12 protein-coding genes are annotated in these 12,662 nt (G+C 58.1%); 5 read left to right on the top strand and 7 right to left on the bottom strand.

Annotated elements, in window-relative coordinates:
• Position 1: 1 nt before the first annotated feature.
• Positions 2–394, bottom strand: coding sequence for an RNA-binding S4 domain-containing protein (locus MHX53_RS06575; protein WP_239271650.1), 393 nt, complete (start codon positions 392–394; stop codon positions 2–4).
• Positions 395–478: 84 nt separating this feature from the next.
• Between MHX53_RS06575 and MHX53_RS06570 the strand changes: the two genes are divergently transcribed.
• A complete protein-coding gene (locus MHX53_RS06570; RefSeq protein WP_204515724.1) occupies positions 479–2,308 on the top strand; it encodes a proline--tRNA ligase in 1,830 nt (609 codons plus the stop codon).
• Positions 2,309–2,310: 2 nt separating this feature from the next.
• A complete protein-coding gene (locus MHX53_RS06565) occupies positions 2,311–3,141 on the top strand; it encodes a TSUP family transporter (RefSeq protein WP_204515725.1) in 831 nt (276 codons plus the stop codon).
• 541 nt (positions 3,142–3,682) lie between these two features.
• On the opposite strand, the gene MHX53_RS06560 is transcribed toward MHX53_RS06565, so the two are convergent.
• From MHX53_RS06560 to MHX53_RS06555, 3 genes are read right to left on the bottom strand one after another with little or no spacing between them, the layout of a single operon-like run.
• A complete protein-coding gene (locus MHX53_RS06560; RefSeq protein WP_204515726.1) occupies positions 3,683–4,876 on the bottom strand; it encodes a YbfB/YjiJ family MFS transporter in 1,194 nt (397 codons plus the stop codon).
• Positions 4,863–5,048 (bottom strand): carboxymuconolactone decarboxylase family protein, encoded by a 186-nt coding sequence (locus tag MHX53_RS11790; protein ID WP_204515727.1) that lies wholly within the window; start codon positions 5,046–5,048, stop codon positions 4,863–4,865. Before MHX53_RS11790 ends, MHX53_RS06560 begins: the two co-directional genes overlap by 14 nt.
• Positions 5,049–5,094: 46 nt before the next feature.
• Positions 5,095–6,294 (bottom strand): IS110 family transposase, encoded by a 1,200-nt coding sequence (locus tag MHX53_RS06555; RefSeq protein WP_239271649.1) that lies wholly within the window; start codon positions 6,292–6,294, stop codon positions 5,095–5,097.
• Positions 6,295–6,864: 570 nt separating this feature from the next.
• On the opposite strand from MHX53_RS06555, the gene MHX53_RS06550 reads away from it, so the two are divergent.
• Positions 6,865–7,227: a VOC family protein gene (locus MHX53_RS06550; protein WP_204515728.1), complete on the top strand. Its 363-nt coding sequence runs from the start codon at positions 6,865–6,867 to the stop codon at positions 7,225–7,227.
• A gap of 668 nt (positions 7,228–7,895) precedes the next feature.
• On the opposite strand, the gene MHX53_RS06545 is transcribed toward MHX53_RS06550, so the two are convergent.
• The 3 genes from MHX53_RS06545 to MHX53_RS06535 all read right to left on the bottom strand — a co-directional run bounded on the left by MHX53_RS06545 (position 7,896) and on the right by MHX53_RS06535 (position 10,919).
• Positions 7,896–8,147 (bottom strand): hypothetical protein, encoded by a 252-nt coding sequence (locus MHX53_RS06545; protein WP_204515729.1) that lies wholly within the window; start codon positions 8,145–8,147, stop codon positions 7,896–7,898.
• An 811-nt stretch (positions 8,148–8,958) separates the two neighbouring features.
• The gene (locus MHX53_RS06540) at positions 8,959–9,978 is read right to left on the bottom strand and encodes an aminoglycoside phosphotransferase family protein (RefSeq protein WP_204515730.1); all 1,020 of its coding nucleotides are present in this window, start codon (positions 9,976–9,978) and stop codon (positions 8,959–8,961) included.
• A gap of 8 nt (positions 9,979–9,986) precedes the next feature.
• Positions 9,987–10,919, bottom strand: a complete 933-nt coding sequence (locus tag MHX53_RS06535) for a hypothetical protein (protein WP_204515731.1) — start codon at positions 10,917–10,919, stop codon at positions 9,987–9,989.
• 107 nt (positions 10,920–11,026) lie between these two features.
• Here MHX53_RS06535 and MHX53_RS06530 point away from each other — a divergent pair, with 107 nt between their 5' ends.
• On the top strand, positions 11,027–11,488 hold the full coding sequence (locus MHX53_RS06530; protein ID WP_204515732.1) for a ribosome assembly cofactor RimP: 462 nt from the start codon (positions 11,027–11,029) through the stop codon (positions 11,486–11,488).
• A 94-nt stretch (positions 11,489–11,582) separates the two neighbouring features.
• Entirely contained in the window at positions 11,583–12,545 is a 963-nt protein-coding gene (gene nusA, locus MHX53_RS06525) for a transcription termination factor NusA (protein ID WP_204515733.1), read from the top strand.
• The last annotated feature ends 117 nt before the right edge of the window (positions 12,546–12,662 follow it).

Below are 12,662 nucleotides of genomic sequence, written 5' to 3'. Positions count from 1 at the left end.
GCTAGAGGGAGGGCCGTCCGCGCAACTTATCGAGTGCGCGGCGGTCCTTTTTCGTGGGCCGGCCCATGCCCTTGTCGCGGCGTGGTACGGGAGCGCGCAACAGTGGGCTGGGTTCGGGGGAGTTGTCCACGTAACATGCGCGCGCAACTGAGGCGGGACCTCGGGTAGCTAGAAACCCTTGAACCACTAAAATCCGGTCGATTCCGTGACGACGGATGTGTACTTCGTCGCCGATTTTGACCTTGTACGACGCCTTGACCTTTTCGCCGTCAACCCGCACGTGACCGCCCTTGATAACAGAGGCGGACAGGGTGCGGGTCTTGAAAACGCGCACCGCCCACAGCCACGAGTCGATGCGCTGCGATCCGTGCGTGTCAAACGTGGGCTCAATCATGCATTCGAGCATAGAACACCAGGTGGTAATCTGTGCCCAGGTCCGGTTTTGGCCTGTCAATGAGTTAAATCAGGAGTTAGAGCTATGCCCTTGCGGATGTCCACGCTTTTTGTGCGCACCCTCAAAGAAGAGCCTGCAGATGCAGACGTCAAGAGCCACAAGCTGTTGCACCGTGCGTCCTACATTCGCCGTTCAGCTCCGGGAATCTACACGTGGTTGCCTCTGGGGCTGCGGGTGCTGGACAAGATCGAAGCTATTGTTCGCGATGAAATGAACAAGGCAGGGTCGCAGGAAGTTCACTTCCCTGCGCTGTTGCCTGCTGAGCCGTATGAAAAGTCCGGTCGCTGGGAAGCTTTTGGTGAAGGTATTTTCCGCCTCCAAGACCGCAAAAAGGCTGATTACCTTCTGGCTCCCACGCACGAAGAAGCCTTCACGCTTCTGGTCAAGGACCTGTACTCGTCGTACAAGGATCTGCCGGCTAACCTGTACCAGATCCAGACAAAGTACCGTGATGAAGCCCGGCCACGCGCGGGGCTGTTGCGCGGGCGTGAGTTCATCATGAAGGACGCGTATTCGTTCGACATTGACGACGCGGGCTTGGACGTTGCGTACGAAAAAATGCGTAAGGCTTACATCAACGTGTACAACCGGCTTCAGTTGCCGTTCGTCATGGTTGAAGCGACCCCTGGCGCTATGGGTGGTTCCGGTACCCACGAGTTCCTGTACCCGTCCGAGGTGGGTGAAGACACCTACGTGCGTACCGACGGCGGATATGCGGCAAACGTCGAAGCTGTCACCACGGTCGTGCCGGAAGATATCGACTACAGCGACGCCCCAGCTGCTCACGTCGAGGACAGCCCCGGGACCACCACGATCGCTACTCTGGTGGAATTCGCTAACACGCACCACCCACGTGAGGACCGTCCGTGGACCGCTGCCGACACGCTGAAGAACGTCGTGTGTACAGTCGTTCACCCAGATGGGAAGCGCGAAGTCGTTGTCATCGGTTTGCCTGGTGACCGCGAAGTTGACCTGGGTCGCGCCGCCGGAACTGGCATGTTGGGGTCCGGCGAAGTCGATCTGGTGGCTGCAACCGATGAGGACCTGGAGAACCACCCTGGACTGGTGAAGGGCTTCATCGGGCCAGGTAACAGCCTGGATCAGGCCGTCCTGGGTCTCGAAGGCTCCACGAAGATCCGCTACTTGCTGGACCCGCGCGTGGTTAGCGGCACCCGCTGGATCACGGGTGCGAACGAACCGGACAAGCACGTGTTTGACTTGGTTGCCGGCCGTGACTTTGTGGGTGATGAGTTTATTGAGGCCGCCGAGGTCGTCGCCGGTGACCCTGCCCCCGACGGTTCTGGTGAGCTTCAGCTGGCACGCGGTGTTGAAGTAGGTCAGATCTTCAAGCTTGGTACGCGGTACGCCGAGGCCCTGGGACTTTCTGTTTTAGATGAAAACGGAAAAGCCCGCGTGGTCACGATGGGTTCATATGGAATTGGTGTGTCGCGTGTTATGGCTTGCATTGCTGAAGAGCACGCGGATGACAAGGGACTTGTGTGGCCAGCTAACTTGGCGCCTGCCGATGTCCACATTGTTGCGACCGGAAAAGACGCCCAGGTCTTTGACGTGGCTGAAGAGCTGACGGCCCAAGTTGAAAAGGCCGGTTACACGGTTCTTCTTGACGACCGTCCAAAGGTCAGCCCAGGTATGAAATTCGGTGACGCTGAACTCTTGGGTATGCCCACGGTCGTCGTCGTGGGACGTGGACTCAAAGACGGCGTGGTCGAATTGCGTGACCGCGCCACCGGAGAAGCCACCAACCTGCCCGTTGAAACGGCCGGTCAGAAGATCATTGACGCAATCGCGCAGAAACTGGATGCGATCAACAGCATCGAACTGCTCGGACAGTAGACATGCTGACGGCGATCCTCAGCCAGCCAGGAGCTTTGGCCGTCGCACATGTCGACCTAGACATCACGACAATTCTGCTTTTGGTGTTCGCCAGCGCGTTGGCTGGTTGGATCGATGCTGTTGTGGGTGGCGGTGGCCTGATTCAGCTACCGGCGCTTTTGTTAGTGCCGGGGATGACTCCGATTCAGGCTGTCGCCACCAATAAGATTGGTTCGATCTGTGGCACCACTGTTTCTGCCACCACATACTTGACCAAGGTGAAGGTCGATAAATCGGTCACGGTGCCGGGCGCGATTTTCGCGTTGATAGGTGCCGTGATGGGTGCGCTGGTTGCTTCCCAGATTCCGGAGAAAGCGTTTACGCCCATCATTCTGGTTGTGCTCATTGGGGTGGGTGTTTTTACGCTGGCGAAACCGTCGTTGGGAGCCGAAGCGCGTTTGCGATTTAGTGGACGGCCCCGCATGCATCACGGGGTGTCGTGGTTGATTGGTCTGCTAGTGGGCATGTACGACGGCGCGCTGGGTCCTGGGACGGGTTCGTTCTTAGTGATTGGCCTGGTCGCGGTTGTGGGGTTCAGTTTCTTGCAGGCTTCAGCGAGCGCAAAGGTGATGAACTGGGCCACCAACTTTGGGTCGCTGTTGTTCTTTATTCCAGCTGGTTTCGTGGTGTGGAAGGCCGGGCTCGCAGTGGCTGTGGGGAACGTGATTGGCGGGTTCTTTGGCGCCAAACTCGCGATTTCTAAAGGTTCCAAGTTTGTACGCGTGGTGTTCGTGGTGGTGGTGAGCGCCCTGGTGCTCAAGCTGGGTTTCGACATGATCCGCGAAACCCTGTAACGGCTTCAAACGTCCGGGCGAAACGGCGCAAAGCGAGCGAAACTGCGCAATATAATGCGCAGTTTCGCTCGCTTTGCGCCGTCTGGTCTTGAACTCACTAGCCGAAATGTGTTGGTGCCAAGAAGTTGCCTGCCCAGTTTGGACTTGACGTTGGAAGTGACGAGCACATTCATCGCCCGGCATGGTTGGGGGTGCGAAAAACGGAGGGTCTTACGTAGTGGCCAGGTCAGCTCATAGCCATCGAGGCCGCGAGGTGGGTGAGACATCGGAACATTGATGAGACCGACTGTTAAGCCTTGTGCGTTCAACCACTCCCAGATCGTGTCGTAGCCGAAGTCGGGTGTTTCCAGAAGACGGTCACCGTAACCGGGGTCTTGCGTGTCGAAGAACTGATAAATGCCATGCCTCCGGGCTGGCGAGCGGTCATGAAGGATGCCCAACCGGGGGGCTCACACCGTAAGCAATATACGGTTCCCCTGCCGTTAGGCAGTTAGATAAAATCTCACGTGAAGAAAATCGGCATGCTCTGTGCTTTCCATTTTCACCCCTGCTTTCTACCGGTGCTGGAAACAGTAAGGTGGGCGCCGCGCAGCGTGAAAAACATCCCGACAATCAATGAACCAGCCGCCACTACGAAACTCAAGGTAGTTGAGTTACTAAACACCATGGCGATAACCGCAGGGCCCATAATTTGCCCCAAGCTGTACCACGTCGTCAGGGAAGCCGCCGCAACTGGGCTCCCCGCTTTGAGACCCGCTTCAATAGTCAGCATCGTTACCCCCATGAAGGTAGCTCCGAACAAAGACGCCGACACAAACAAGAGACCGGGCCCAGAGCTGAAGACTGCCACGATAGCACCAGTAACCTGCAGGAAATAGCATCCAGCAAGCGCTTTGAAGGTTCCCACTCGGTTTGCCGCATACGACCAAAACAACGGGGATGGAGCGGTGGCGCATCCAGCCACCAGCCACGTCGAGGCAGCGGCTGTTTGCCCGAAAACCGGCTGCGCTAGAACCACCAGATATGTACCGATGATGATGTAGCCTGCGCCTTGGAAGAGATATCCAGCAGATAGCCACCGCAATGGTTCAAGCGAAGATTCCTGTCCTTGGTCACTTCGTGGCCGAGTAGAAGAATCGGAGCGATTCTCACGTATTGGCCAATTCCATGCAAGAAGCGAAAGTACTGCACTCACTGCTGCGCAGATAAGCCACAGTGCCCGCCATGAGATGGCGCTTCCCCCCATGAGGACAATTCCTCCGGAGATGAGGATGCCTAGCCCGACTCCTGCGTAAATTATTCCACCATCATGGGCTCGGCGTTTGACCACGGGAATATTCTGCGTCACCGAGACGAAGACTAAAGCTGAGATGGCACCAGCCCAAAAACGGACCGCTATTTGCCACCACGGTGAGCCGGAGAAAGCAACCGCCGCCAGAAGCACTGTCGTCAACACAAGGGCTGCCCTGTGTAACCTTCTAGAAATCGGCAACCACCCTCGGGAGGCCGCCAAAGAACCCACAAAATACCCGGCGTAGTTTGAGGTGGCGATCCACGCGCTGGACTGTCCCGACCAGCCCAGGGAACCTACCATCAAAGGCAAAATGGGGGTATAAAAGAATCTACCCAAGCCCATGGCTACTGCTAGGCCGGCGGTACCACGCGACACCAAAAGAGCATCCCGGTGGGTAGTTTCTGTCGCGGCGGAGTGAGCGTCTCCTTCAGGCTTCCCCATTGTTTTCCTCCTGTGCAATGCCCTGGGCGATGTTTGCTCCTTCTACTGCAGCTGGCATTCCAGCGTATACCCCAGCATGGAGAATAGCTTCGATAATTTCTTCAAATGAGCACCCGTTGCGGCGCGCTCCTCTAATGTGTGTTGCGTGGTACCGCCGGCCTAGCAGCGGCAACGGCTGAACTGAATTCTTTGCTGGGGGGGTGTCCCTATGGTGTTTGTCAAGCCGCGGTCGGGGTGCGGGGCTCGTATAGGGTGCCTGTTTTCATCATCGCGTACATGACGTTTAGTCGGCGCCGGGCTAGGCACATGATCGCTGCGTTATGGCGCTTCCCTTCGGCTCTTTTCCGTTCGTAGTACGCCTTTGATATCGGGTCGTGGCAAGACGCAACCCATGCGGACCGAAATAACGCGTTCTTCAATTTCTTGTTCCCGGCACGGGCAGGGTACTCGCCTCGGATTGACGTTCCGGATCGTCGGGTTACTGGAGCGATTCCGGCATAGGCGGCCAGGTGTCCTGGAGTGGGGAACGCGGACAGGTCGCCAGCGGCCAGGAGGATCTGGGCTGCGGTCTTGACTCCGACTCCTGGCATTGATGTCAAGACCGTGGAAAGAGGGAAGTCATCGACCAGCTTCTCTACCTCTTCAGCGACGATGTCCCGTTGATGCTTAAGCTCTTTGATCTGAGCTGCGACCCTCGGGATGATGAGTTCAACAGCGTCAGCACCTGGCACTGTGACGGTCTGCTCTGACAGTGCTGCGAAGACCTGGTCGATGAGCGGACCTGGGTCTTTGCGGCTGTGGTGACGTGCCCACCGTTTCACTCCGGCTTTGCCTGCAGCTTTGAGTCCGGCGGGACCGTGGTAGCGGATCAAGAGATCCAACACGATCGCCCGAGTGAGAACGACACCGGGGAATACACGTTCCAGTGATGGGTAGATCTGGACCAAGAGAGACCGTAGCCGATTGATCGCGCGCGTTGATTCACGAGCGAGGTCTTCATCAAACCCTGAGAGCACCTTCAGTGCTGACAAGACCTCGGAATTACGGTCCACGGCTCGTAGCGTGTGTGGCATTGTCCGGGCGGTATCAGCGATGATGAACGCGTCCCTTGCGTCGGTCTTTGACCGTCCCGGATACAGGTCTGCGGCCTTACGCATTGCCAGTCCGGGCAGGTAGGCGACGTCCGCGCCAAGATCACGGGCGACAGTGATTGGCAGTGCTCCGATCGTGTTCGGCTGGTCGACCACAACCAGCACCGGACCGTGTTGCTGCAAATCGGTGATGACCTTCCGTAGCGCGGTCTCATCTTGAGGCAACTCTTGGTCATACACACGTTGCCCCTCGGGTGTGAGCGCGCATCCATGATGGGCGGTCTTACCGACATCGAGTCCTAGTGTGATGGAGTATTCGGTTGTCATGACAGGTCCCCCTCGTCCTGTAATACCCGGGTCGCTGATGTCACGACACCCGATGCTGGCACCCACGTTACGAAGAGACCTCGAACAAAGCCGGGCCACGTCCCTATCAGCAGTCAACGCGCGTCCTGGACTCCTGGCGGCAACACCCCCCGGATCATCGATGACAGGGCAAAAAAGCCATACCAGGACCAGCGACCAGATCCTCTGATGAGGACCTACAAATGAATGTAACGGGCTGTGTGCACTGGCCACGTGGTTGCGCTCTCCCCGTACGCGGAAGTGCTAAGGAGCCGGGCCAGGTTTGGAAGGCGCCCAGCAGCTACGCCCCCTCTCAACGAAATCGAGGCTTCCCCCCCCCATCGATGCCGAGAATTAGCGCGCGAGTGCTCTGGTTCGTCATGCCTGCCCCCGAATACCCGTTGGTACTATCAGTGGTCGAAAACTGACTGTCTGGACATCATACTCCGATCCTCCTGGTTGGTCGCAATACCTTGCGATGAGGTAGTTCTGGATGATGAGTCCTGTCACGTTCCGCTCACCATTCCAAGCGGTGTATGGGATGCTAGGGATATGGCGATCACTCTCAACGGACTCCGCACAGTCGTATATCCAACCGACGATCTCGCAGCGAGTAAAGCTTGCTGGTCGGAGTTGCTTGGCATGGATCCCTACTTTGACCAGCCGTTCTATGTCGGCTTCGAGGTGGGAGGCTATGAGTTGGCGTTGGACCCCGATGGTGATGTGAACGGTGGTCCTGTTGTTTACTGGGGCGTGGATGATATTGAAGACTGCCACGAGCGCCTCATCGCCAGCGGCGTTTCGTCGGTGGATGACGTTTCGGAGGTTGGCGACGGGATCCGTGTTGCTGTGGTCGGCTTGCCGGACGGTTCCAAGCTTGGACTCATTGAGAACCCTCATTTTAAGGTTTCCTGAAGTTATGGACTAGGAGCAGGCTGCCCGCCCATTAAGGAGATGTTCTCCGTTCCTATGTTGCAGCGGGGCTCCCGCTGCAACATAGGCTTGCTCCTGAGGTTCATTACTGCCCTCGCGTTGTGGGTCCAGCCGAACGGCCGGGGCACCCCTTGTCGCGCTTGATAGACCGCTGTGATCATGGCGTTGACCTGCTCGGTGTACTCGGAACCGGTTTGGTTCTCGAAAGAGTGGACCGTCGAAGCGGTCCCATCTGCGAGAACCAGTCGTGGTGCTGATTCTCTGTTTGGACTGAATCCGAAGGTGGTTTGTAGGTCCGCGGACCGTTGCGGTGTTGCGATTCGGAAGCGGGTGCAGTCATAAGTTACTTCGGAAGCCCAGGCCGTCGAGATGCGAAGAACGCTTCCATCGGCAAAGTGGACTGTCAGCCTACCCGCCACCTCGACATCACGCGCGGACGACGCCGTCGCCATGTCTGTACTGCGACGCCACCGCGCCGAGGCGCTGAGATTTGCCATTGGCGTCAGCTCGCATGTCACTCCGGTCATTGAAGCAGTAAACATTGCGTACGCGACATCAGCAAGGTGCCAGCCCAGATCTAGTAGTGCTCCTCCACCAGCAAATTTCCGGTCGGTGAACCAGCTATTTACACCGGGCACGCCCTCTCGGCGCTACCAGCTAGCTCCGATGTCGAATGGGCCAGGTCCGATGCTGTCCACCAGCAGGCGCACATCGGCGCGAAACACAGCCGACATCGCGGTCATGAGCACGGCGTCGGAGGACATCTGCTCTATTGCGGAGTCATACTCCGCAATGGCGAGACAGGAGGGCTTCTCTAGTAAATCAGAGCAGCCGCGGCGCGCCGCCTCTCTGGCGAGATGGCAGGGGGTATGGCTTGGGGTTCCAACGATCACGATGTCCATAGGGGGGCCCAGAAATCCTCAATGCTGGACAGGCGGTCCAGCGCCCCGGCCACCCCGGCCGGGGCGTAGCGCGCCACTACTCGGGCCGCCGGATGCTGAGCGAGACGGGGTTCCCAGACCTCTCGATTCACCCAGCCATATCCCAGCAGGCCAACACGCAGGGGGAGTGGAGAGCTCACCTGCGCACTCGAGACACAAGGTCTCCCACGAGCTCCCCCACGAGCTGGATGGTTGGGAGCTCCGCCAGCAGAGTCTTGTGTGCTATCCACAGCTCCCGGGCGGCAACATTCTCGGACTTCGGGCACATGCGGGCCATTTCGTCAACATTCAAATCCGGCCTCGGTCCGGACTGGAAAGGTCTTGGTCCGGTAGACGGGGGGAAAGTCAACGCAGGCAGCGAGACCCGCGATCTTGAGCAACTCCACCAGGCGGTCCTGCTGTTCAGAGCTAAACGACTCATCGAGGGTGAACAAATGCACTAACGGGTGTGTGCCCCGTGGCATGCGCCTCGGGTCGAAAAGCCGTTTGGCTACAGTCGAATCTGTGGACTGTAGCTAAACTTCTCAGGATTACCTCCATTTAGTGACCTGCATCACCATTTAGGCGACTTTTGGCTACAGTCGACGTGCGAGTTGGGGCTCGGCTGTAGCTAAACGAATCGAAAGCCAGCCCGTCCCGAGGTGTCAGAAAGTTACGTTGCATGCATGGCTTGGTGCGAAGGAGCATCGGCAATCGTGGTGTTCGTGGTTGTGGTCAGCGCCCTGGTGCTCAAACTGGGTTTCGACATGATCCGTGAAACCCTGTAACGGCCTCACCCTAGTTTCTTCAGGTTGTGCGCATTGACGCCATAAGACCCCATGCCGGCTAGCGCGCGGGCAACCCACAAACTGCGGTCGGCGTCGCCGTAGGCTTTCTGGGTGCCACCTCGGGCGGATTTGAGGTACCAAAACATGTTGGCAACTTCGCGGGCGATCGACGCGCCCAACCCAAACTGCGGGTCAATCCCGGCGTGCTGACACAGCGAAACCGCGAAGTCATAGAGCCACTTGGCTTGCTGCGCGGGGTCGGGTGTGGGGATTTCGTAGAGCCGGTTCCACAGCATGGGAGCCACCATGTAGGCGACAGGCCCCAGAAGCGGTTGTGGGTCAATGGCCTTCCACGTGGAGATCCCGTTGGAGTCGGGGTGGCCGGCCAGAATGTTGTAGTAGTGCAGGTCGGCGTGAAGCAAGTACGACTGCTGCGACTGCGCCAACCGCGTGGTCCACATGTGTGCCTGGTCAATGACTTGGCGGTCTTCGGGGCGGAAGCTGCGGTAGTCGGCAAGCGCCTGCACGTTGCTGTTGAACTTGTTGAGCCACCCTTGCGCAATGTCCTGCACGCGCACAAATCCGCGCCCTCCGTGGACGGTGAGCACCCGCACCAGCTGACCCCAAATGGGCGGAACCTGGTCAAGCGGAACCGTGGACAGGTTTTCGGCAGTGACTAACCGCTCCTGCAAGGTGGCACGGAAAGACGAGTCCTCTTCAATAATCCGCACCGCACCGCGACCATTCCACGCACGCAGGGCCTCCAGCACCTGAGCGTGGACGTGCGGGTTCGCGGAGTTGGGAGAGGCGAAACGCACAATCGCTTGGTAGTTCTCCTTTGTGAGGACTGGAACCACCAGACTTTCGGCCCCGGCCCACGGCGATCCGGGCACGGGATCGGGTGTGAGCGACCACCGGTCACACAGCTCGTTGAACATGAAGGGGAGTGCTTTAGCCCATGCGTCGGCGCGTTCGGGCCCAATGAGCTCGCCAACCGCACCTAGTAGTGACTTCGGAACCTGCACTTCGTCTCCTAAAACCTCAACAGTTCAAACTTACCCGCCTTTTGGGTGGCGCGGGCGGATTCGTACAGGTGGCGCAGGGCAAACGCGTGTACTTCCTTTTCAGTCTGCGGATCTTTGGGGTATGCGAAGGTGAAGACGTTTGGGAGAGTCGCGGTGAGGAGGCTTTCGGCTTCGACCGCGAGTTTCTTAGTGTCGTGGGGGTCGCTGGGCAACTGCCACGCGGGTTTGTTTGCGGGCAGGTTCTCAACTCCCACCGAGGTGGCAAACGACCTGGCCTCCTCGGCCGCGTGGGCCAGGAGGTCGTGGCGGTCGCGGACGAACATGCCGTAGGGCGACTTCTCGTCCTCAAAGACCGCCAAGCGCTGGTAGGCATACGAGCTCTTGTGGCAGGCGGCAATGAACCCAGCCAAACCATCTGTCTTCTGTCCCTCTTCGTCGTCTTTTCCGTCACCGCCGGCGTCGCCTGAGTTGTTCCCGGGCGCAGGGTTGATGACGGGGGAGAAGGAGTCGGTGAGTTTACGTGCATCGGCTTTGAAGTCGCGCAGAAGAACTAGGGCTGTGCCCACTGCTACGTCAGCAAGGGTCGCCGAGGTGGCCCCTGCGAGGTTGGGAAAGACACCGGTGATTGCGGAATGGATTTCGGTCAGTGCGTCTTTGAAGTCGCGTTGTGGTTCAGGGGAGGGTGATTCGGTCGCAAGTTCGCTGGGCGGGGCCCACACCGGGCCGATAGCTTTGCTCAACCTGTCGCGAACCGATGTCTGGCCGCCGGTTGCTTGCGTGTTCTCAAGGATCCGGGCAATCCGGTTGCGCACTTTGTCGGTTGGGCTGAGGGTGGGAAGTTCGGGGTCGGAATCAACGCGGATTCCGCAACCACTTGTCAGCGCTACAGCGGCTGTGAGGGCCAAAAAACTCCGGCGGCCCAGCGTCCCTTTTCCTTGCATAATGGCAATCTTAGCGAAGGGACAGTCCCAGTGAAGTGAACCCAAAAGGTCGCTTGGTGTGCAGACTGCCAGTAGAGTCTCGTGTAACGGTTCTGGAAGGAGTCCACATGAAGAATGAAGCTCAACAGGTCACCGACCTGATCCGCACCCCACTGTCACAAGAGGGCCTCATCGTCGAAGACGTGAAGGCCCACGCGGCGGGACAGTACCGCAAGGTCACTGTCGTGATCGATTTGGATACCGACACCTCGGACCCGGTCTCTTTAGACACGATTGCCCAGGCCACAAAGATTGTGTCCGAACTCATCGACGGCGTGGAACTGTTTAACGACAAGCCCTACGACCTGGAAGTGACATCGCCCGGGGCAACCCGAGAACTTACTGAGAAACGTCACTTCCTACGGAACCGAGGTCGCAACCTGGATGTGCGCACCAACGGCCCCGCGTACACGGGCGAACTTGTCGATGTGACCGATCACGGCATCACGCTCGTAGACTCCAAGAAAGTGGACTATGTGATTCCTTTTTCGGACATTACGAAAGCAAAGGTCGTTTTGCGATTCCGCTAATCAGGTGAATCCATTAGGGTTACACCTACACGTTCATTTGTGAACAACTGAAATTTCAATAGCCGGGTAGGCGGCAAAACGGAAGGCCAGATACGTGGACATCGACCTGAGCGCGCTAAGAATGATCGAGCGAGAGCGCGAAATTCCTTTGAAAGTGCTCGTGGATCTGATCGAACAGGCCCTGCTTATCGCGTACCAGCGCACAGAAGGCTACTACCCGGACGCACGCGCTGAACTCGACACGAAAACCGGTAAAGCCACTATCTGGGCAGTCGAATTCGATGACGACGACAACCCCATTGGGGAATTCGATGACACTCCGGAAGGTTTTGGGCGCATCGCCGCACAGACCGCCCGCAATGTCATCCACCAGCGTCTGCGCGACGTCGAAGACGAATCGGTCTTGGGTTCCTTCAAGAACCACGAGGGTGAGATCGTCTCTGGCGTGATCCAGCAGGGCAAGCAAGAAGACATGGTTCAAGTGAACCTGGGTGACATTGAAGCCTTGCTGCCTCCGCACGAACAGGTGCCGGGGGAGACGTATGAACACGGTCGTCGTCTCCGCGTGTACGTTACCGATGTCCACAAGGGGCAGAAGGGTCCGTCCGTTACTGTTTCGCGTTCCCACCCCAACCTGGTGCGCAAACTATTTGCACACGAAGTCCCAGAAATCGCGGACGGTCAGGTGGAGCTCGTGTCACTTGCTCGCGAAGCTGGTCACCGCACCAAGATCGCAGTGACACCCAAGGTTCCCGGCCTCAACGCTAAGGGAGCCTGCATTGGTGAATACGGTTCCCGTGTGCGCGCCGTGATGGGGGAACTGGGCGAAGAAAAGATCGATATCGTCGACTACAGCGAAAACCCTGCCAAGTTCGTGGCTAACGCGCTTTCTCCTGCTAAGGCCGCCAAGGTGGAAGTACTCGACGAGTCCGCGAAGATGGCCCGCGCGTATGTGCCAAACGATCAGTTGTCGCTGGCCATCGGCAAAGAAGGTCAGAACGCTCGCTTGGCAGCGAAGCTCACCGGCTGGAAGATCGACATCGTAGGCACCGCATAGTCGAATTTGCCGAGTGTGTAGAATAGGTGGGTGTCTTGTGAACCTATCCGCATGTGTGTGGGGTGCAGAAAAGTAGAACCCATAAGCAAACTTTCACGGTTTGTCTCTGTACAGGGT

Source organism: Brevibacterium sp. ACRRH, assembly GCF_022346365.1.
Lineage (GTDB): Bacteria > Actinomycetota > Actinomycetes > Actinomycetales > Brevibacteriaceae > Brevibacterium > Brevibacterium paucivorans.
The sequence above is the reverse complement of the archived record's forward strand: the minus strand, read 5'-3'. Positions and strand labels throughout refer to the sequence as shown.